Genomic DNA, 20,230 nt, shown 5'->3' with positions numbered 1-20,230 from the left:
GGTTTTCCAGCATGCCTTCGAAAAAATGTCTGTATCGCCCGGAAAGGGCTTGGCATGAAAGAATTTTATGTCTAAAAATCAGGCAGACTGGCTTCATGCTCGAAAGATAATCATTTGCCGCATCCGCCTCTTGATCAAGGGTTCACTATAGCCTCGGTTGCCATTCGCAACCGCGTGGTGCTTGCTCCCATGTCGGGTGTGACGGATTTGCCGTTTCGACAGCTGGCTTTTCGCTATGGCGCAGGGCTTGTGGTGACCGAAATGGTTGCCAGCCGGGAGTTGGTGTTCAATGCTGCCGAGAGCTGGTCTCGCCTGAAAGGCGCGGGATTAACACCTCATATGGTGCAACTGGCAGGGCGAGAGCCGCGCTGGATGGCCGAAGCCGCCAAAATTGCCGAGGCCAATGGCGCGAATATTATCGATATCAATATGGGCTGTCCCGCCAAAAAGGTAATTGGCGGCTATGCTGGATCGGCATTGATGCGCGAGCCAGAGGTGGCACTCGCGCTGATTGAAGCGACAGTCAAGGCCGTGTCCATACCCGTGACGGTGAAGATGCGGCTGGGGTGGGATGAAAACTCCATCAATGCGCCAGAGCTTTCGCGCCGGGCCGAATCGGTTGGTGTTCAGGCCATCACCATTCACGGCCGCACCCGTATGCAATTTTATGAGGGCAGGGCCGATTGGGATGCGATTGCCCGCGTGCGCGAGGCGATTTCCATTCCGCTGATTGCCAATGGAGATGTGGAAACCAAAGCCGATGCGCAGGACATTCTGCGCCGCTCGGGTGCCGATGCCGTGATGCTCGGTCGCGGATGTCAGGGCAGGCCGTGGCACGCGGGTGTGCTTGCTGGTCACCAAGGGCCAGATGCCGAATCTATTCCCGATGTTGCCGTCGAGCACTACCGCTTGATGATGGAGCATTATGGCGCAGATGTTGGCGTGCGTCACGCGCGCAAGCATGTGGCCTGGTATCTGGACCGGCATGGTGCGGTTTTATCTGCGCCGGAAAAAACGGCAGTGATGACGTCGAAAGACCCTGAGTTTGTGGCCCGGAGCCTGCACGAGGCATTGGCTAAAGCGGTTTGCGCACCGCAGGAAGAGGCTGCATGAGCAATGACATGATGAGTGCTGGCAATCCACTGGCAATGGCCGTGCTGAACGCCATTCAAAATCCGGTTGTGCTGGTCAATGCGGAAGGTCTGATTGCCTTTGCCAATTGGGAGGCCGAAGCTTTTTTTGGTGCAAGTGCCAGTCACTTGGCCCGCTATAAGATTTCCACTTTTATTCCCTTTGGCAGTCCGCTGCTGGAATTGATTGAGCAGGTGCGCGAGCGCCGTGCGCCAGTGAACGAATATCGTGTCGATTTGAGCTCTCCCCGACTTGGCCAAGACAAGCTGGTCGATCTTTATGTGGCTCCTGTGGTCGGCGAGCCGGGTGCTGTTGTGGTGGTGTTTCAAGAACGCTCGATGGCCGATAAAATTGACCGCCAGCTGACCCATCGCGCCGCAGCGCGTTCTGTCACAGGCCTTGCGTCCATGTTGGCGCATGAGATCAAGAACCCGCTCTCTGGCATCCGTGGTGCTGCGCAATTGCTGGAAACCTCCGTGCCGGATGAAGATCGCAACCTGACCCGGCTGATTTGTGATGAAACCGATCGTATCGTGTCGCTGGTTGACCGGATGGAGATTTTCTCTGATGAGAGGCCGGTGGATCGCACATCGGTCAACATCCACTCGGTGCTGGACCACGTCAAGGCGATTGCCCAGGCGGGCTTTGCGCGGAACATCAAAATCACAGAGAGTTATGATCCGTCGCTGCCGCCGGTGTTTGCCAACCGGGATCAGCTGGTGCAGGTGTTTCTCAATCTGATCAAAAATGCCTCGGAAGCCGTTGGCGATAAGCCGGATGGCGAGATTCAGCTGACAACGGCCTATCGTCCCGGCATTCGCCTTTCTGTCGCCGGCTCGCGCGAAAAGATTTCGCTGCCGCTGGAATTTTGTGTGCATGACAATGGCCCCGGCGTGCCATCGGATTTGCTACCGCATCTTTTTGATCCTTTCATCACCACCAAAACCAACGGTTCCGGTCTTGGACTGGCGCTCGTTGCCAAAATCATTGGTGGCCACGGTGGCATTGTCGAATGCGACAGCCAAGCCAACCGGACGACATTTCGCGTGCTGATGCCTGTTTCGAGAGAAGCAGCAGAGGATGACGCGCCGTTTGCCAAAGACACGGGAAAAGCCAGATGACCGCAACCATTCTTGTTGCCGATGACGATGCCGCCATCCGCACTGTATTGAACCAGGCTCTCAGCCGCGCTGGCTATGATGTACGGATCACCTCCAATGCAGCGACCTTGTGGCGGTGGATTTCGGCCGGTGAGGGCGATCTGGTGGTGACCGATGTGGTGATGCCGGATGAAAACGCCTTTGATCTGTTGCCGCGTATCAAAAAGGCAAGACCCGATCTGCCTGTCTTGGTGATGAGCGCCCAAAACACCTTCATGACGGCCATTCGGGCATCGGAAAAAGGGGCCTATGATTATCTGCCCAAGCCTTTTGACCTGACCGAGCTGATCGCCATCATTGGCCGCGCTTTGGCCGAGCCCAAGAAAAAACCGGCCCGTCTTGGCGATGATATGCAAGATGGTATGCCGCTGGTGGGCCGCTCTGCCGCGATGCAGGAAATCTACCGGGTGCTGGCCCGTTTGATGCAAACGGATCTGACGTTGATGATCACCGGCGAATCCGGCACCGGCAAGGAGCTTGTGGCCAAGGCGCTGCATGATTACGGCAAGCGGCGCAATGGTCCCTTTGTTGCCATTAATATGGCGGCAATTCCACGCGATTTGATCGAATCCGAGCTGTTTGGTCACGAAAAAGGAGCCTTCACCGGCGCGCAGAACCGCTCATCGGGCCGCTTTGAGCAAGCCGAAGGTGGAACGCTGTTTCTGGATGAAATTGGCGATATGCCCATGGATGCGCAGACACGGTTGCTGCGTGTGTTGCAGCAGGGTGAATATACCACTGTGGGCGGGCGCACGCCGATCCGCACGGATGTGCGCATTGTGGCGGCCACCAATAAGGATCTGAAGCAGTCGATTAATCAGGGACTGTTCCGCGAAGACCTCTATTATCGTCTGAACGTTGTGCCTTTGCGCCTGCCGCCTCTGCGCGATCGTGCCGAGGATATTCCCGATCTTGTGCGCCATTTCGTGCAGCAGGGCGAAAAGGAAGGGCTGGACGCCAAGCGGTTTGAGCAAGAAGCGCTGGAAGTGATGAAATCCTATGCCTGGCCGGGCAATGTGCGCGAGGTGGAAAACCTCATTCGCCGGTTGATGGCGCTTTATCCGCAAGATGTGATTACCCGCGAGATCGTTGAGCAGGAATTGCGCTCTGACATCAATGATAGCCCGATTTCAAAATCAGGCACCTCTGGCGGCAACGTGACCATTGCTCAGGCCGTTGAGGAGAATATGCGCAGCTATTTCGCCTCTTTTGGTGATGCGCTGCCACCGCCCGGTCTCTACGACCGTGTTTTGACAGAAATGGAATATCCGCTGATTCTTGCGGCCCTCACCGCAACACGGGGAAATCAGATCAAAGCCGCCGATCTTTTGGGGCTGAATCGCAATACTTTGCGCAAGAAAATTCGCGAACTGGGTGTTTCTGTGTATCGCAGTTCGCGCAGTGCTTGACATAAGGGCAGGTAGCGTTGCAATTTCGCCACAATGCGTTGCTCAATAGCAACGCATGAAAGACTCATCATAGTCGTGTTGTTTTTGTCACGTTTTCCGAAAAGGACCGTGAGAAAGATAGGCGGTTTTTGAGGTGTGGGGGGAGGGTCGCAGATTGTATGGCGACCTTATCAATCTGGAATATTTCGCCGTTTTGCGAAAACAAGATTGGATAGCAATGCGCCGACCGGCATTACATTCTGAGCGAGAAGCCTCTGCCGTCCTGCAGCAGGAAAGACGCTCCTCTTTCGCCCTGCCGGGCCTGTTGCTGGCAGGTGGTGCGCTGGCGTGTGCCATATTCACCTTGCCGGTACTTTTGGGCCTGACGCCGATTGCACCGACCCAGACAGTTCTGATCAGTTCTGCTATCGTCAATTCGCTGTTCGTTGTTTGCCTGCTGTTTTTGATTGGCCGCGAGGTCCATCGTCTCGTGCAGGCCCGCAGACGGGGCAGGGCGGCGGCACGCCTGCATGTGCGCATTGTGGCGCTGTTTTCCATTGTTGCCATCACGCCCGCCATTTTGGTGGCAATCTTTGCGACAATCACGCTTAATGTGGGGCTGGATCGCTGGTTTTCCATTCGCACCCAGTCCATCGTCAGTTCATCCATGAATGTCGCGCAGGCGTATTTGATGGAGAACGCCAGTTATTTGCAGGGCCAGACAATTTCTATGGCCAATGACCTTGAGCGCAATCGCTCACTGTTTTTCCTGGATCGCACTGGCTTTGTTGATTTGATGACCCGCCAAGCCAAGGGGCGCGGTTTGCTTGGTGCATTTCTTGTCCGAAAGGACGGCACTCCCATTGTTGAGGCCAATATTGCCACGAACGGCACTTTGCCGCCGATACCTGAAGACGCGCTTGCCAAAGCTGCCGCTGGCCAACCCACGTTGATTCCGCCAGGCTCCACCAATCTTGTCGGCGCCATCATGAAGCTGGAATCCCTCAGTGGTGCCTTTCTCTACACCATCCGTGCCGTTGACCCCAAGGTCATGCAGGCGATGCGTGAGATGGAAGATAACACGGCCGAATATAAGGCGATGGAGGCGGGGCGGGCGACGCTGCAAATCGCTTTTGCAGTTTTGTATCTCGGTTTTGCATTGATTGTTTTGCTGGCGGCCATCTGGACGGCGATTGCTGTTGCAGACCGAATTGTGCGCCCTATTCGTTTGCTGATTGGCGCTGCCGAACACGTGGCGTCTGGCGATATGAATGTCGTGGTGCCCGTGCGTGTGGCGGATGGCGACGTCGGCAGCCTTTCGCGCACCTTCAATAAGATGATCTCACAGATCAGAACCCAGCGTGATGAAATTCTCGAAGCGAAAGACGAGGTCGATGACCGCCGCCGGTTTATCGAGGCGGTGCTATCCGGCGTGACGGCGGCCGTCATTGGTGTTGAGGATGATGGCTCGATCACCATCGTCAATCCATCGGCAGAGCTGTTTCTGGCGCGCACGCAAGACGAATTGATGGGGCAAAAACTTGATGCCGTGGCCCCCGAAATCAATCTTGTCTTTGCGGAAGCCGCCCTTCGCCATCGTGGAGATTTCCGCAAGCAGGTGAATTTTATTCGCGGCGGCAAAGAGCGCACACTCTCTGTGCAGGTGACGCGTGAAGAAACCCGCAACGCTGCCGAATCCTACGTTATCACTCTTGATGACATTACCGATCTTGTGATCGCCCAGCGTTCAACCGCCTGGGCCGATGTTGCACGCCGCATTGCCCATGAAATTAAAAACCCACTGACACCGATCCAGCTGTCTGCCGAGCGTCTTAAGCGTCGGTTTGGCAAGCAGATCGATGACGCTGATCGCCCCGTGTTTGATCAATGCACGGACACGATTGTGCGGCAGGTGGAAGACATTGGCCGGATGGTGGACGAGTTTTCGTCCTTTGCCCGCATGCCGAAGCCCACCAAGCAAAGTGCCGATCTGCGCGACATTTTGAAAGACGCGATCTTTTTGCGAGAGATGGGGCACAGCGATTGCAGCTTCACGCGCGAATTGGGCGATGCGCCATTGCAAGGGTCATTTGACGCGAGAATGCTGGCCCAGGCCTTTGGCAATCTCATCAAAAATGCGGTTGAAGCCATTGAGGCGGTACCAAGTGACGCGCCACAATTGCCCGGTCACGTCTGGATTTTGACCCGGACTGACGAGAGCCGCGACAGCTATGTGGTGGACATTATCGATAACGGCAAAGGATTGCCGGTGGAAAACCGCCACCGCATCCTGGAGCCCTATATGACGATGCGTGACAAGGGCACCGGCCTTGGTTTGGCAATTGTCAAAAAAATCATTGAAGAACATGGTGGTCAGCTTGAATTGCATGATGCACCAGCCGAGTTTGATGGAGGCCGGGGTGCGATGATCCGCGTGGTGCTTCCAAGACAGGCTGGCACTGCCTCTGCTGACGCGCAAAATGGTGAGGAAGTAGCCTATGGCCTCTGACATTCTGGTTGTCGACGACGAGGAAGATATTCGCGAGATTGTCTCCGGCATTCTCAGTGATGAAGGGCATGAGACGCGCACGGCCCATGATGCGGACAGCGCGCTGGCTGCGATTTCGGATCGTGCGCCGCGCCTGATTTTTCTCGACATCTGGATGCAGGGCAGCCGGTTGGATGGGTTGGCGCTGCTGGATGAAATCAAGGCCCGGCATCCCGATTTGCCAGTGGTGATGATTTCAGGCCATGGCAATGTTGAAACGGCGGTTTCGGCCATCAAACGCGGTGCGTTTGATTTTATCGAAAAGCCCTTCAAGGCGGATCGGTTGATTTTGATCGCCGAGCGGGCTTTGGAAAACTCCAAGCTCAAGCGCGAAGTATCGGATCTGAAACGCCGTACCGGTGATTCCAGCGAGCTAATTGGCACTTCTGTTGCCGTCTCACAATTGCGCCAGACCATTGAAAAGGTGTCACCAACCAACAGCCGCATCATGATTGTCGGGCCGTCTGGCAGCGGCAAGGAATTGGTGGCGCGTATGATCCATAAGCGTTCGGCGCGGGCGGCAGGACCGTTTGTGACCTTGAATGCCGCAGCCATCACGCCTGACCGGATGGAAGTTGCCCTGTTTGGCACAGAAGGCGGCCCTGGCCAGGCGCGCCGCATTGGTGCGCTGGAGGAGGCCCATCGCGGTATTCTCTATCTGGATGAAGTGGGCGAAATGCCACGCGAGACCCAGAACAAGATTCTGCGGGTTCTGGTGGATCAGCAATTTGAGCGTGTTGGTGGCTCGAAGCGGGTCAAGGTGGATGTGCGGATCATTTCCTCCAGCGCCTATAATCTGGAAAGCATGATTTCCGATGGCGAGTTTCGGGAGGATTTGTTTCATCGCTTGGCTGTTGTGCCAATTCGGGTGCCTGCTTTGTCGGAGCGGCGCGAGGATATTCCGTTTCTGGTGGATATGTTTGTGCGCCATATTGCCGAACAGGCGGGTATTCGTCCGCGCAAGATTGGCGATGATGCGATGGCGGTGTTGCAGGCCCATGATTGGCCGGGCAATATTCGCCAGCTGCGCAACAATATCGAGCGCCTGCTGATCCTGGCCCAAAGCGATAGCCCGGACACCACAATCACCGCCGAAATGCTGCCAGCGGATCTGGGTGAAATGCTGCCGAAAGTCTCAGGCCGCAGCGATTACCAGATCATGACGCTTCCTTTGCGTGAGGCGCGCGAGATGTTTGAGCGCGATTATCTGATTGCGCAGATCAACCGTTTTGGCGGCAATATTTCACGCACCGCTGAATTTGTCGGTATGGAGAGGTCAGCACTTCATCGTAAACTGAAATCCCTCGGGGTTTGATGGCGTGTTCCGAGCGCAAAGCGATCTGGCAATGAATTCAAATGGATTTTTCCAGATTGCGGAATGCTCATTGATTTGATACCAAACTGTCCCAAGGGGCATGAGGGCAGTTTGCTCAAAAAATCAGATAGAAAATCTCCAACCGGTATCCCCGACCGGCAAAATAGAAAGAAGCGGCGCCATGGCGGAACGTTCTCAGAATTTGCAGGACCTTTTTCTCAATACGGTTCGCAAGCAGAAAATTTCATTGACGATTTTTTTGATCAATGGTGTTAAATTGACCGGCGTTGTCACCTCGTTTGACAATTTTTGTGTGTTGCTGCGTCGCGATGGGCATTCTCAGCTCGTTTACAAGCATGCCATTTCAACCATCATGCCGGGCCAGCCGATGCAGATGTTTGAAGGCGAAGAGAGCACAGCTTAATCTTCAGCGCACCCATCGGTCTATTCACCTTCCCCGGTAAATGCGCTGGGGAATAAGCATTTCTATTTCAAGACAGGAAAACGGCTATCTCAAATCGGGACACAACATCGGACTCTATTATCCCTGAACAGGAAATGCACCGCGACGATATGCGCGCCGTGGTGCTTGTGCCTGTGCTCAAGCAGGCTCGTTCTGCTGAAAAGCCGACAGGAGAGAGTATTCCGGCACCCACCCGCAGCAATGAGAGCCGTTTGGAAGAGGCGATGGGGCTGGCCCGCGCCATTGATCTCACCGTTGTTGAAGGGTTGATTGTACCGGTCAATCAGCCGCGCCCGGCAACCTTGATGGGCAGCGGCAAGATTGAGGAAGTCAAGGCGCTGTTGGATAGCCATGATGCGGGTCTGGTGATCATTGATCATCCGCTCACACCGGTTCAGCAACGCAATCTCGAAAAAGAATGGAACGCCAAGGTCATTGACCGCACGGGTCTCATTCTTGAAATTTTTGGTCGTCGCGCCTCCACCAAGGAAGGCACGTTGCAGGTTGATCTCGCCCATCTGAACTATCAAAAGGGCCGTCTGGTGCGGAGCTGGACCCACTTGGAGCGTCAGCGTGGTGGTGCCGGTTTCATGGGTGGTCCCGGTGAAACCCAGATCGAAGCCGATAGGCGCATGCTGCAAGATCGCATTGTGCGGCTGGAGCGCGAGCTGGAGCAAGTGGTGCGCACCCGCCAGCTTCACCGCGCCAAGCGCCGCAAGGTACCGCATCCGATTGTGGCACTAGTGGGCTATACCAACGCCGGAAAATCCACGCTGTTCAACCGTATCACGGGTGCTGGCGTGTTGGCCGAAGACATGTTGTTTGCCACGCTGGACCCAACCCTTCGCCGCATGAAGCTGCCGCAAGGGCGCACAGTGATCTTGTCAGACACGGTTGGGTTTATCTCCGATCTGCCCACCCATCTGGTTGCTGCCTTTCGCGCAACACTGGAAGAGGTGCTGGAAGCGGACCTGATCTTGCATGTGCGCGACATGGCCGATCCTGACAATGGCGCCCAGTCGGGCGACGTGCTGCGCATTTTGAGCGATCTCGGCATTGACGAAAAAGCGCGTGATGAGCGTATCATTGAGGTTTGGAACAAGATTGACCGGCTGGAGCCGGAAGCGCATGACGCCATTCTGCAAAAGGTTGCGGCCCGCAAAAACGTTATTCCGGTCTCGGCTCTGAGCGGCGAGGGTGTTGATGCCCTGATGGATGTTATCTCGCAGCGGCTTTCAGGCGTGCTGACAGAAGCAACCGTTATCATTCCCGCCGATAAACAGGCTGTTGTGTCCTGGGCCTATGAAAATGCAGTGGTTGATGGCCGCGAAGATATGGAAGACGGTTCCGTCAGCCTTGATTTGCGCCTCACAGATCGCCAGGCCGATGAACTGGAGCGCAAGCTTGGTGTTTTGCAGGGCCAAGCGAAAGAGGATTGGGAGCGGGATTAGAGTTTGTCAGGGAAAAGTGGTTACCGGTTTTCCTGACCAAACACACTCTAAGATCCCGCTATTCCTCGCTCGAGCTTCTTTGCCTCCTGCCACAGTTCTTCCATACGGGCGAGGCTGGCGTGCTCCAGGCTTTCTCCGTTGGCGCGCAATGTTTTTTCAATATAACCAAAACGACGACGGAATTTGACGTTTGTTCCGCGCAGCGCCTGTTCCGGATCGGCTTTGACATGACGACCGATGTTGACCAGTGCGAAGGTGAGATCGCCCAATTCATCCTTAATTTTGTGTTGATCACCCTCGCGCATTGCTTCGCGCAACTCGGCAATTTCTTCCTCGATCTTGTCGAGGATCGGTTCTGCCTTATCCCAATCAAAACCAACTTTTGCGGCCTGTTCTTGCAATTTCACGGCTTCGGTGAGGGCAGGAAATGTGCGCTGCACAGAGCCTAGCAGGCCGTCTTGAAACACATCAGCCATGCCGCGGGCAGTGCGGCGAGCGGCGCGCTCGCTTTTTTCCTGCTTCTTGATCTTGTCCCACTGCTGCTTCACCGCTTCCGGCGTGTCAGCATCTGAGCGAGCGAAAACGTGCGGATGGCGGCGGATCATTTTCTTGGTAATGGCCTCAACCACGTCTTCAAAGGTGAACAGCCCGGATTCGGCTGCGATTTGCGCATGAAACACCACTTGCAGCAGAAGATCGCCCAATTCCTCGCACAGATCATCCGGGTCGTTGCGCTCTATGGCATCGGCCACCTCATAGGCTTCTTCGAGCGTATAGGGTTTGATGGTGTCAAATGTCTGGACAATGTCCCATGGGCAGCCGGTTTCCGGTTGACGCAGGGCGGCCATAATCTCGAGCAGGCGCGCGATATCCGTTGAGGGTTCCATGAGGCCTATCCTTTGTATCGATGTCAGTTCAGCGGGATGGCGTTGCCACTTTTGCTGGATTGATATTGCGTGGAAAGGTCCGCGTAGAGGCTGCGAATTTTCTGTGATTGGGCAAGAAGGCCGCTGCGGCGCGAATCTTCCTCCACCTCAATCAGATCATTGATGGCAAAACTGTTCCAAAAGGCATTTTGTTTGCGATAGCCGCCCGGCTCAAGACCAAACACCTCTTTGAGAATTTTCAAATCATGGGGAATTGCAAAGGCATCGCGGCTGTCTTCATGGGTGAAGAAATAGTAGAAATTATCAAAGCCCGCCCAAGTGATGGCCGACATGCACATCGTGCAGGGCTCGTGCGTGGAGAGAAAAATCAGGTCTTTGGTTTCTGGCCGTTCGCCCATTTCATAAAAGCGCTTTAATGTGTGCACTTCACCATGCCACATCGGGTTTTCCAGCTCATTGTTGGTCTCGGCCACCACCAGTGACAAATCGGATTTGCGCAAAACGGCAGCACCAAACAACTTGTTGCCAGCAGCGACCCCTTGTTGCGTGAGAGGAATAATATCATGTTCAATGACATCGAGCAGGCGCGCAGTCAGGTTTTGGTCGCTCATGGCTAGCCTCTTTAGAGAATCTTGTCTGGCATTTAGCCCTAAAGGAGAGTGTGAGGCAAAGGCCGGTCGATAAAATAAAGAAAATTGTGCGCTGCGGGTTGCTTTTGCTATGATCAGCAAACAGGCTAGCAAAGAAATATCGGCACGCATGACAAGGCGGATTTCTGTTTCTTCAATAAACTGGTATTTGCGCCGATAATGCCGCTAAACAAGGGATTGGTCCATTGAGCGTTGATTCTGAAAAACTGTCGGTCTTTCCGGCCTTCTTTCGCGTTGAAGGCGCAAAGGTGGCTGTGTTTGGCGATGGTGATGAGGCGTTTGCGAAAGCACGATTGATCAGCAACACTTCAGCCAAGATCATCGCCTTCACAGCCGATCCTGAGCCGGACTATGCCGCCTTTTTGAAGCGCAAAGCCATTGAGGTCGATCATTCGTCTTTTTCGGCAGACCTGCTTCACGGCATGTCTTTGGTGTTTGCGGCCACCGGCGAGGGTGCCTCTGATCGTGTGATTGTCAATGCCGCTCGCGTTGCCAAAATTCCGGCAAACGCCGTGGATCAGCCCGATTATTGCGATTTTTATACCCCGGCACTGGTGAACCGTGCGCCGATTGCCATTGCCATTGGTACAGAAGGCGTTGGTCCGGTTTTGGCGCAAATGATCCGTGCCGGTATTGATCGGCAATTGCCGCGTTCACTGGGCAAGCTTGGTCGGCTGGCCAACAGCTATCGCCGCGCCGTTGATCGGCTCGTGCCGCGCGGTGTGGCGCGGCGCCTGTTTTGGCGCTCGTTTTTTCAAGGTGATGTGGCTGATGCCGTTGAAAGCGGTGATATCAGTGCTGCGCGCCGTCAAGCGACAAAATTGCTCAAGGGCGCTGCCACTGCCTCGCGCGAAGGCCGGGTGTTTCTGGTGGGGGCCGGGCCGGGGGCAGAAGATCTGCTCACGCTTCGTGCTCATCGGTTGATGATGGAAGCCGACGCGATTGTGTTTGACGCTTTGGTGCCTCAGGCCGTTGTTGATATGGGCAGACGCGACGCCGAGCGCATTTCGGTGGGCAAGCGCAAAGGCTGTCACACCAAATCGCAAAACGAGATCAATGATCTGCTGGTAGAGCTTGGACGGGCAGGCAAGCGTGTCGTGCGGCTGAAATCTGGCGATCCGCTGATCTTTGGGCGCGCTGGCGAAGAAATGGCAGCCTTGCGCAATGCCGGTGTGGCCTATGAGATTGTACCCGGCATTACGTCTGCTCTCGCAGCCGCCGCTGATTTTGAACTGCCCCTGACGCTGCGCGGTGTGTCGTCCACGCTGGTGTTCACCACCGGCCACGATTTGAATGGCGATGTTTTGCCAGATTGGGCGCGGGTTGCGCTTTCGGGTGCAACGGTTGCTGTTTACATGGGCCGCAGTGTGGCTGCCTCGGTTGCAGAGCGGCTGATGGCCGGTGGCCTGGCCCCGGACACCACGGTGGCCGTCGTGGAAAACGCTGGCCGAGGCGACAAGCGTTTGCTGCATGGCACGCTGCGGGAGTTGCCCGATCTTGAAAACCGCACCGAATTGACCGGGCCGGTGATGGTGATTATCGGTGATGCCGTTGCGGGCGCAAATTTTGTCCATTCAGCGCCATTGGGCGCATCCATTGGCGCTGAACACAACATGATGAAGGTATGAGCATGGCAGAGAAAGTCTTGACTGCAAACCGCTTGAGCGATGGCATTGCCGTTTGGCTTGATGCTTCCGGCCAGTGGACCGAAAAATTGCAAGACGCATTTGTGGCCCGCCATGCAGAAGCTGAATCTGCACTTGAAAACACCGGCAAGCAGGCTTTGGCCGACAATCTGGTGGTGGATGTCAACATTATTGATGTGGAAGAGCGCAATGGCACGCTTTGGCCTTTGCGCCTGCGCGAGCGCATTCGCGCAGAAGGCCCGACCATGGCCTATGCCGATGGCCACGGTTTTGCCGATCCTGATTTTATAGCCGCCTGAGGAAGACTATGTATCGTTACGATGAATTCGACCACGCTTTCGTGTCCGCTCGCGTGGACCAGTTTAGTGATCAGGTGGCACGCCGTCTCAAGGGCGAAATTTCCGAAGACGCTTTCAAACCGCTGCGGTTGATGAATGGCGTTTATTTGCAATTGCATGCCTATATGCTGCGGGTTGCCATTCCCTATGGCACGTTGAATGCAAAACAGATGCGGATGCTGGCCCATGTGGCGCGCAAATATGACCGCGGCTACGGCCATTTCACCACGCGCCAGAACATTCAATACAACTGGCCAAAATTGTCGGACACACCGGCGATTTTGAAGGATCTGGCAAGTGTTGAAATGCACGCCATTCAGACCTCGGGCAATTGCATTCGCAACGTCACCGCTGATCATTTTGCCGGTGCAGCCCAAGATGAAGTGGCAGATCCGCGCCCCTATGCCGAGATTTTGCGCCAGTGGTCGTCCGTTCACCCGGAGTTTTCCTTCCTGCCGCGCAAGTTCAAAATTGCTGTGACGGGTGCCGAGCGCGACCGCGCCGCCATTCAGGTACATGACATTGGCCTGCATGTGAAAAAGGACGAAAACGGCAATCTCGGCTTTGCAGTTTACGTGGGCGGCGGCCAGGGCCGCACGCCGATGATTGCCAAAAAGGTCAAGGATTTCCTGCCCGAAGAGGATATGCTGTCTTACATCACCGCCATTGTGCGGGTGTATAACCTGCATGGCCGCCGCGATAACAAGTACAAGGCGCGCATCAAGATTTTGGTGCACGAAACGGGCACAGAGGAATTGACCCGCCAGTTTGATGCCGAATTCGCCAACCTGAAGGACAGCGTTTTGAAGCTGCCTGAAGGTGATATTCGCGCCATCGAGACCTATTTTGCCATGCCTGAGTTGCCCGCACGGGCAGAAGGCTGGGAAGCGCTGGCCAAGGCGAAAAAGGCAGATGCAGGCTTTGCCGCTTGGGTATCGCAAAATGTACAGGCGCATAAAAACCCTGATTACGGCATGGTGACGATTTCGCTCAAGCCCATTGGCGGCACACCGGGCGATGCCACGGATGCCCAGATGGAACTGGTGGCAGACTTGGCCGAGCGCTACGCCTTTGATGAAATTCGCGTCAGCCACGAGCAAAACCTGATTTTGCCGCATGTGGCCATGGCTGATCTGCCAGCACTCTACGAAGCGCTTAATGGTGCAAAGCTGGCAACTGCCAACGCCGGTTTGATCACTGACATTATTGCCTGTCCCGGCTTGGATTATTGCGCGCTGGCCAATGCGCGCTCTATTCCGGTGGCGCAGGCCATTTCCAACCGCTTTGGCTCGCAAGCCCGTCAGGAAGAGATTGGTGAGCTGAAAATCAAGATTTCCGGCTGTATCAATGCCTGCGGTCACCACCATGTCGGCCACATTGGCCTGCTGGGCGTGGAAAAGAAGGGTGCCGAGCTTTACCAGATCACGCTTGGCGGCTCTGGTGATGAAAACTCGTCGATTGGCGAAATCATCGGTCGTGGTTTTGAGCCGGAAAAGGTGACGGATGCCGTGGAAACGGTGGTTAACACCTATCTGGGCCTTCGTCTTGATCCGAAGGAAACTTTCCTTGAGGCTTATCGCCGTGTGGGGCCAAAGCCGTTCAAGGAAGCTCTGTATGGCGGTGCAACCGCTGAAGCCGCGTAAGGAGTGCTGCCAATGACCCGTATCTGGAAAGAAGCCGGTTTTGCCGCACAAGACCCTTGGATTATCGAAACCGAAGAGCTGAAAGCAGGCGAGGGGCAAAAGCCTCTTCTGCCGCTGGATGCGTTTTTGACTGCCGTTGAAGAAAGCAATGCCGTTGATTTTGGCGTGGTCATTGCCCCTGCCGATGATGTGACCAAGCTTGCCCCCTCTCTCGACCGTATCGCGCTGGTGGCTGTGAAGTTTCCAGCGTTTAACGATGGCCGTGGTTTCAGCCATGCGTCGCTGCTGCGCGATCGACTCAACTATCAGGGCGAAGTGCGGGCCGTGGGCGATGTGTTGATCGACCAGATTCCGCTGATGCTGCGCACTGGCTTTGACAGCTTTGCCGTGAGCAATGCGGTGGCTTTGCAGCGGCTGGAAGAGGGGCGTTTGCCTGGCATTGATAACCACTACCAGCCGGCCGCGCGCGGCAACGGCCCGGTGGAAGGTTATAGCTGGCGCCGCCGCTCGGCCTGATGATGGATACGCGCTTGACGCCACTCTGTCTTTGCCGCCATCGAGCCTATGTTCTTTGGCGGTAATTTGGTCTATAGGCTCCGCAAAGGCGGTAAATTTAAAATTGCGACAGCGCGCTTGATGAACTGCTGCGCTGTCTAGACGAGATTTGAAGGATTCGACCTCCCATGAATGCTCCCGTAAAGACCGATAATGCCGAATTGATCGTGCCAGAAGGCGTTTACGCCGAAACGGTGCTGAGCGTGACGCATTACACCGACCACCTTTTCCGGTTTCGCATGACCCGGCCTGCGGGCTTTCGCTTCCGCTCTGGCGAATTCGCCATGATTGGCCTGATGGTGGACGGCAAGCCGCTGTACCGCGCCTATTCTATCGCCAGCCCAAGCTGGGATGAAGAACTGGAGTTTTTCTCCATCAAGGTGCCAAACGGCCCGCTGACCCAGCATTTGCAAAAAATTCAGCCGGGCGACAAGGTTTTGATGCGCAAAAAGCCCACCGGCACGCTGGTGCTGGACGCGCTCACCCCCGGCAAGCGCCTCTATATGTTCTCGACAGGCACCGGCATTGCACCCTTCGCCAGCCTGATCCGCGACCCGGAAACCTATGAAAAGTTCGAGGAAGTTATCCTCACCCACACCTGCCGTGATGTGGCCGAGCTGAAATACGGGTTTGATCTGGTCGAAGAGATCAAGGCCGATGAAATGCTGAGCGAAATCGTTGGCGACAAGCTGAAACACTACGCCACCGTCACCCGCGAAGACTACGCCTTCCAGGGCCGCATCACCGACTTGATCGAAAACGGCAAACTCTTCACCGACCTCGGCGTTCCACCCCTCAACCCCGAAACCGACCGCGGCATGATCTGCGGCTCCACAGCCATGTTGAAAGACACCAAGGCGCTGCTGGAAAAGGCAGGGCTGAACGAGGGCGCGAATAACAAGCCTGCCGAGTTTGTGATTGAGCGGGCGTTTGTGGGGTGATTTGTGTTGTGTTGTAACTGGGATAGGTCGTTGCAGTGCGTTACATAAACGTTTCGGTGTGCGATTTACCCCCCTCTGGCTTGCCAGCCATCTCCCCCACAAGGAGGGAGATCTGATGGGGTTACCCGCAAATTCTAACCGATAACGCCGTGATTTCATACTCTTGGCAAAGATGATTTGAAGAGTGAAGCCCACCACGAGTCTATCTCCCTCCTTGAGGGGGAGATGCCCGGCAGGGCAGAGGGGGGGGTAAGCCACGGATAGAAACGGTAGCGTCGTATTCACTCTATGGACTAATTTTAATGGCCTCATTGGCTAAATTCAATCCTTATTGAGCGAGTATTAATTACCTTAAAGTTAGGCTGTTGATAGGACCGCAATGGGAGGTGGCATGTGTCGCGGATGACGATAAAATTCACCTTTTGTGAAAGATAAATCCGCGGTCGATGATGAACTGGCGGCTATATTTTTTTATTGTTTCAATTACTTTTCTTGAGATAACTCGGTATCGTTGTATCGCAGCACAGATTGTAGGTGCGGGAGTTTAGTAATTGAAGGAACGCGCAGTTCAGGCCTACAATAAATTTACACAAAAGAAAGAGCCTCAGAATATTTGGGACATCATGGATATTGCTGCGGAGATCGCTCCTGCGATCGAAGAGTATCCGCCCGCCCGCGAAATTCTGCACGCAAAGCATGTTTACGGAAATGGGTGGTTTACACCTCAGCCTTTGGATTTCAGCATACATGTCGTGCGACGAGCGCTCATTGTTGGTATCGAAGCAGCTCTTGTAGAAATCGAGCAATATTTATCTGACACTCATGTGGATTTGCAGCAGGTTGTGGTGTTAGTGGATACCAGCGCTGATAACGCCCACAGGTTTTGCAATGGTATCTCCTTCATCAGTTGCAAGGATGTTGTACCCTCGACTCTCGCGGACCAGCTTGATCAGCAACAACTAGGACTAATTTCCAATCATCGCGTATATGCTGTGTTAGCAAGACATTACCGAGTTAAAAAGCTAATGCTGCCTCTAGAGGCGGATCCGGAACTTTTTGACCCAGATTTTCGAGATGATGACGATTTCACTTGGACGCGATTGGCTATAGCTCTCATCTCCCGAGGGGGAGCCCCCGAACTCTTTCGCCAAGTCGCAGTACCTCACCGATACGACTTCTTGAGCAAGAAATTTTGCCGCTACTTGCGCATGGACTTGGGTAGTTTCATACCGACCGATCTGACCAATGAAGATCTAGTCGCAATCGACGGGGTGTTGAATCTGATTGGCAGGTTTGCCGTAAATGATCGAAGCCGCCTTTTCATCCTGATGGATCAGTTTTATCGTGCTCGACTGAGCAGTAATCAGGTACAGAAGGCTATTCATCTGCGGATATGCATAGAGAACATGTTTATCAATGATGGAGAGAAGGACGAGATTGCCTCAAAGGTAAAAAATCGTGGCGCTCCTTACTTAGGTCAGTCAAAAACTGCAACCGATGCGATTTATGACATGCTAAGTCGCGCAGTACATCGAGGTGAGTTTCTTTCCAGCTCGCGCTTTTCCGCACTCGAAATAGAGCGGTTCGTGCAAGAAGCGATCCAAAAAATCTTGGCGAATGGTGCTTATCCGAGTTGGCGCACGTAGTTCCTATGAATGAGCTGGCTCAATTCACAAGGGTCAGCATATCACCTTCAGTGCATACTTGGGTTATCTTAAATGAGGCTGAGCAGCATATAAACTGAAAACTCCCTGACTTGATTGTAGACACTGCACGAACCACTTGCTCTGTAACCTATCCCCGCTCCAAATACCCCAACAACGCCCCCATCGCCGATTTCGCCGCCCCCTCATCCCCATCCTTAATCGCCCGAATAACCGCCACATGCAGCGACACAGAGCGGTCCATTTTCTCCAGCGTTGCCGTTGAATACCAGATGCGGCGGGAGTGGGTTTGGAGGGGTTGCAGCGAGGCAGTGAGGAAGGGGTTGGGGCAGGCGGCTTCCAGAATTTCGTCAAACAGTTTGTCGGCCGTCAGGAAGTCGTCAATGCTGCCCTCCGTTGCAGCGCCTGTCATTGCTTTGGCGCACTGGACCAAGGCTTGCCGCTGCTCCGTGCTGGCGTTGGTGGCAACGAGGGCGGCAGCTAGGGGTTCCAGTTGTTGGCGCACGGCCATGATCTGGCTGTGGTGTTCCGGGTGGATCTGCGAGATTTGCAGCCCAACGCGAGGGCGCACCACAATAAGCCCTTGCCATTCCAGTTTCTGAATGGCCTCGCGCACCGGGGTGCGGCCATGGCCTGCCAACTCAATCAACTGCTTTTCCGTCACCTGTTCGCCGGGGGCGAGCTTGAGGGTCACAATCAAAAGTTCCAACGCGCGATAGGCGTTGTGGCTTTGTGATGCTTGAATGTCCGACATGAACTCTCCCGAAAAGCAGATCGATGTGCCTTCAATTGGTCTGTCTATAGCGGATTTTTCCAAAATCCACCAACTGATATATCAGAGGGGTGAGTTGGAAATTAACCTATGCGATTTGCTCTGATATATCAGTGTCCGTTTTATAAAGGCAAAATAGTGGTGTGCGGCTGTTATTTCGGTCCATTAAAAACATCGGGAAACGCGGCATTACAGCATAAAATCTCATCATCTCGGGGAGCGGTATCAGTAGCGAACTGCGAAGAGTTATGAGAATGTGGCAGCCTTGGCTCGATGCCAGAAATTAGTAATTCATTAACCATGGCAACAAGTTATTCAATAAAGGCTTTAACCATAATCGTATTTTTGCCATTTTGTCCCCATGTAGATTATGGCACGAGCTGTTTCATTCGGGGACAGATATGTGTGTTTTTCAGGTGTGAGTGACCGCGTCGCGGTACAAGCCGGTGTCTTGGTACGTAGATGGGGATGAGTATCTTGAAAGTTCGTGGTCCAGTTTCAGTCTCGCTGCGTTTGGCCGTTGTGGTTATGGCAGGTGCAGCCGTGGCCTCGTGCGGCACCACGCACTCTGGCGACAAGGTCAGTTCAAAAAAACGCAGCAAGGAATATTTCGCCGAATCCGCTTATGGCGTAAAGGCCAGCCCGCGGGTGGTGAACGGCGGTCCCGTGCCGAAAGGCGGCGGTCGTCGTTTGGTTGGCGACCCCTATGTGGTGGCTGGCAAGGTCTACAAGCCCCGCGAAAACCCCAATTATGACCAGACCGGTTTGGCCTCGTGGTATGGTTCGGCCTTTCATGGTCGCTACACCGCCAATGGCGAAGTTTACGATCAGTACGGCATTTCAGCGGCTCACCCCACCATGCCGCTGCCCAGCTATGCCCGTGTTACCAATCTTGATACAGGAAGCTCGGTTATCGTTCGCGTTAATGACCGCGGACCGTTCCACGCCAATCGCCTGATTGATCTCTCGGACAAAGCCGCGCAATTGCTGGACGTGAAAGGTCACGGCACAGCGCATGTTCGTGTGAAATATGTCGGCCCGGCGGATATGAGCGGTCACGATATGCCTTATTTGATGGCGTCTTATGTGCGCAAAGGCCAGCGTGGCCCGGGCATCGATCCCATGGGTGGTGGTCAGATTGCAAGCGGCGTGATGGTGGCTTCCAATGCGCCAGTTGCGCAACGAGAGAGCTTCTTTGGCCGTTTTGCAGGTCCGGCGGAAACGCCACGGCCAATCGCCAAGTCGGCTAAGCCAGCGGCTGCTCCTACAGCGGCGATGGCTTACAGCAAGCCGGCAACCCATGCCGAAGTTGCCATTGCATCGCAAAACGAAGCCGTGCCAATGCCAGCGCAGCGTCGTGAGCCTTCCTGGAATGCCCCCGCCACGCGGGCGCAAGCGCCTGCGGTGTCTGTTGCGCGCAACGAAGCGCCGTCTTATGCGCCAAGGCCTGCACGGACAGCACCCGCCAAGCCAGCCGCGCCGCGCTCAAACGGCGGTTTGCCTCCAGGTTGGGTTGTTGGTCCTTCCGGCGTTGGGACGTAAGCGGTTTAGATTTTTCTGGACCAAGTGGATTGGAAAACCTAAGCATAGGATGAAGCGGAGCGATTCTTTTTTTGCTGCGATTTCGTCCTGAAAACAGGCGTTTGTCGCGGATGCGGCCAACGTTTTTGCAAGAGGT

The 20,230-nt window shown here is 54.8% G+C and carries 17 protein-coding genes; 14 read left to right on the top strand and 3 right to left on the bottom strand.

Annotated elements, in window-relative coordinates; all coding sequences use genetic code 11:
• The first annotated feature begins 87 nt into the window (after positions 1 to 87).
• The 7 genes from dusB (at position 88) to hflX (ending at position 9,456) form a co-directional block, all read left to right on the top strand.
• Positions 88 to 1,113 (top strand): tRNA dihydrouridine synthase DusB, encoded by a 1,026-nt coding sequence (gene dusB, locus BJF95_RS18635; RefSeq protein WP_075640902.1) that lies wholly within the window; start codon positions 88 to 90, stop codon positions 1,111 to 1,113.
• Positions 1,110 to 2,252: a two-component system sensor histidine kinase NtrB gene (locus BJF95_RS18630; protein ID WP_075640901.1), complete on the top strand. Its 1,143-nt coding sequence runs from the start codon at positions 1,110 to 1,112 to the stop codon at positions 2,250 to 2,252. The genes dusB and BJF95_RS18630 overlap by 4 nt, the downstream gene beginning before the upstream one ends.
• Complete coding sequence (gene ntrC / locus BJF95_RS18625; protein ID WP_075640900.1) at positions 2,249 to 3,700, top strand: nitrogen regulation protein NR(I); 1,452 nt, start codon at positions 2,249 to 2,251, stop codon at positions 3,698 to 3,700. The genes BJF95_RS18630 and ntrC overlap by 4 nt, the downstream gene beginning before the upstream one ends.
• Positions 3,701 to 3,917: 217 nt before the next feature.
• Positions 3,918 to 6,188, top strand: coding sequence for a sensor histidine kinase NtrY-like (locus BJF95_RS18620; protein ID WP_075641151.1), 2,271 nt, complete (start codon positions 3,918 to 3,920; stop codon positions 6,186 to 6,188).
• A complete protein-coding gene (gene ntrX / locus BJF95_RS18615) occupies positions 6,178 to 7,542 on the top strand; it encodes a nitrogen assimilation response regulator NtrX (protein ID WP_075640899.1) in 1,365 nt (454 codons plus the stop codon). Before BJF95_RS18620 ends, ntrX begins: the two co-directional genes overlap by 11 nt.
• A gap of 181 nt (positions 7,543 to 7,723) precedes the next feature.
• Positions 7,724 to 7,966 carry an RNA chaperone Hfq gene (hfq, locus tag BJF95_RS18610; RefSeq protein ID WP_075640898.1) on the top strand — a complete coding sequence of 81 codons (243 nt, stop codon included), beginning with the start codon at positions 7,724 to 7,726 and terminating at the stop codon, positions 7,964 to 7,966.
• Positions 7,967 to 8,100: 134 nt separating this feature from the next.
• Entirely contained in the window at positions 8,101 to 9,456 is a 1,356-nt protein-coding gene (gene hflX / locus BJF95_RS18605; RefSeq protein WP_139317559.1) for a GTPase HflX, read from the top strand.
• Positions 9,457 to 9,503: 47 nt separating this feature from the next.
• On the opposite strand, the gene mazG is transcribed toward hflX, so the two are convergent.
• Positions 9,504 to 10,343 carry a nucleoside triphosphate pyrophosphohydrolase gene (mazG, locus tag BJF95_RS18600; protein WP_075640897.1) on the bottom strand — a complete coding sequence of 280 codons (840 nt, stop codon included), beginning with the start codon at positions 10,341 to 10,343 and terminating at the stop codon, positions 9,504 to 9,506.
• Positions 10,344 to 10,366: 23 nt separating this feature from the next.
• Positions 10,367 to 10,954 (bottom strand): deaminase, encoded by a 588-nt coding sequence (locus BJF95_RS18595; RefSeq protein ID WP_075640896.1) that lies wholly within the window; start codon positions 10,952 to 10,954, stop codon positions 10,367 to 10,369.
• Positions 10,955 to 11,178: 224 nt separating this feature from the next.
• Here BJF95_RS18595 and cysG point away from each other — a divergent pair, with 224 nt between their 5' ends.
• The 6 genes from cysG (at position 11,179) to BJF95_RS18565 (ending at position 17,762) form a co-directional block, all read left to right on the top strand.
• Complete coding sequence (gene cysG / locus BJF95_RS18590) at positions 11,179 to 12,621, top strand: siroheme synthase CysG (protein ID WP_075640895.1); 1,443 nt, start codon at positions 11,179 to 11,181, stop codon at positions 12,619 to 12,621.
• Between the two features lie 2 nt (positions 12,622 to 12,623).
• Positions 12,624 to 12,938 (top strand): DUF2849 domain-containing protein, encoded by a 315-nt coding sequence (locus BJF95_RS18585; protein WP_075640894.1) that lies wholly within the window; start codon positions 12,624 to 12,626, stop codon positions 12,936 to 12,938.
• Positions 12,939 to 12,946: 8 nt separating this feature from the next.
• Entirely contained in the window at positions 12,947 to 14,620 is a 1,674-nt protein-coding gene (locus BJF95_RS18580; RefSeq protein ID WP_075640893.1) for a nitrite/sulfite reductase, read from the top strand.
• A gap of 12 nt (positions 14,621 to 14,632) precedes the next feature.
• Positions 14,633 to 15,136: a DUF934 domain-containing protein gene (locus BJF95_RS18575; RefSeq protein ID WP_075640892.1), complete on the top strand. Its 504-nt coding sequence runs from the start codon at positions 14,633 to 14,635 to the stop codon at positions 15,134 to 15,136.
• 167 nt (positions 15,137 to 15,303) lie between these two features.
• A complete protein-coding gene (locus tag BJF95_RS18570; RefSeq protein WP_075640891.1) occupies positions 15,304 to 16,116 on the top strand; it encodes a ferredoxin--NADP reductase in 813 nt (270 codons plus the stop codon).
• A 551-nt stretch (positions 16,117 to 16,667) separates the two neighbouring features.
• The gene (locus BJF95_RS18565) at positions 16,668 to 17,762 is read left to right on the top strand and encodes a hypothetical protein (protein ID WP_075640890.1); all 1,095 of its coding nucleotides are present in this window, start codon (positions 16,668 to 16,670) and stop codon (positions 17,760 to 17,762) included.
• Positions 17,763 to 17,910: 148 nt separating this feature from the next.
• Here BJF95_RS18565 and BJF95_RS18560 read toward each other — a convergent pair whose 3' ends face one another.
• Entirely contained in the window at positions 17,911 to 18,525 is a 615-nt protein-coding gene (locus tag BJF95_RS18560; protein ID WP_075641149.1) for a GntR family transcriptional regulator, read from the bottom strand.
• 555 nt (positions 18,526 to 19,080) lie between these two features.
• Between BJF95_RS18560 and BJF95_RS23685 the strand changes: the two genes are divergently transcribed.
• Positions 19,081 to 20,094 carry a septal ring lytic transglycosylase RlpA family protein gene (locus tag BJF95_RS23685; protein WP_425348713.1) on the top strand — a complete coding sequence of 338 codons (1,014 nt, stop codon included), beginning with the start codon at positions 19,081 to 19,083 and terminating at the stop codon, positions 20,092 to 20,094.
• Positions 20,095 to 20,230 lie beyond the last annotated feature (136 nt).

This window comes from Rhizobium oryziradicis (assembly GCF_001939045.1).
GTDB classification, from domain to species: domain Bacteria; phylum Pseudomonadota; class Alphaproteobacteria; order Rhizobiales; family Rhizobiaceae; genus Allorhizobium; species Allorhizobium oryziradicis.
Note: the sequence above shows the minus strand (reverse complement) of the source record. Positions and strands in the feature narration are given on the sequence as shown.

Bases quoted from the DNA above. Each gene is read 5' to 3' on its own strand.
- BJF95_RS18630 (WP_075640901.1), top strand. From the start codon at position 1,110: ATGAGCAATGACATGATGAGTGCTGGCAATCCACTGGCAATGGCCGTG.
- ntrC (WP_075640900.1), top strand. From the start codon at position 2,249: ATGACCGCAACCATTCTTGTTGCCGATGACGATGCCGCCATCCGCACT.
- BJF95_RS18620 (WP_075641151.1), top strand. From the start codon at position 3,918: ATGCGCCGACCGGCATTACATTCTGAGCGAGAAGCCTCTGCCGTCCTG.
- ntrX (WP_075640899.1), top strand. From the start codon at position 6,178: ATGGCCTCTGACATTCTGGTTGTCGACGACGAGGAAGATATTCGCGAG.
- hfq (WP_075640898.1), top strand. From the start codon at position 7,724: ATGGCGGAACGTTCTCAGAATTTGCAGGACCTTTTTCTCAATACGGTT.
- hflX (WP_139317559.1), top strand. From the start codon at position 8,101: ATGCACCGCGACGATATGCGCGCCGTGGTGCTTGTGCCTGTGCTCAAG.
- mazG (WP_075640897.1), bottom strand. From the start codon at position 10,343: ATGGAACCCTCAACGGATATCGCGCGCCTGCTCGAGATTATGGCCGCC.
- BJF95_RS18595 (WP_075640896.1), bottom strand. From the start codon at position 10,954: ATGAGCGACCAAAACCTGACTGCGCGCCTGCTCGATGTCATTGAACAT.
- BJF95_RS18585 (WP_075640894.1), top strand. From the start codon at position 12,624: ATGGCAGAGAAAGTCTTGACTGCAAACCGCTTGAGCGATGGCATTGCC.
- BJF95_RS18580 (WP_075640893.1), top strand. From the start codon at position 12,947: ATGTATCGTTACGATGAATTCGACCACGCTTTCGTGTCCGCTCGCGTG.
- BJF95_RS18575 (WP_075640892.1), top strand. From the start codon at position 14,633: ATGACCCGTATCTGGAAAGAAGCCGGTTTTGCCGCACAAGACCCTTGG.
- BJF95_RS18570 (WP_075640891.1), top strand. From the start codon at position 15,304: ATGAATGCTCCCGTAAAGACCGATAATGCCGAATTGATCGTGCCAGAA.
- BJF95_RS23685 (WP_425348713.1), top strand. From the start codon at position 19,081: ATGGCAGGTGCAGCCGTGGCCTCGTGCGGCACCACGCACTCTGGCGAC.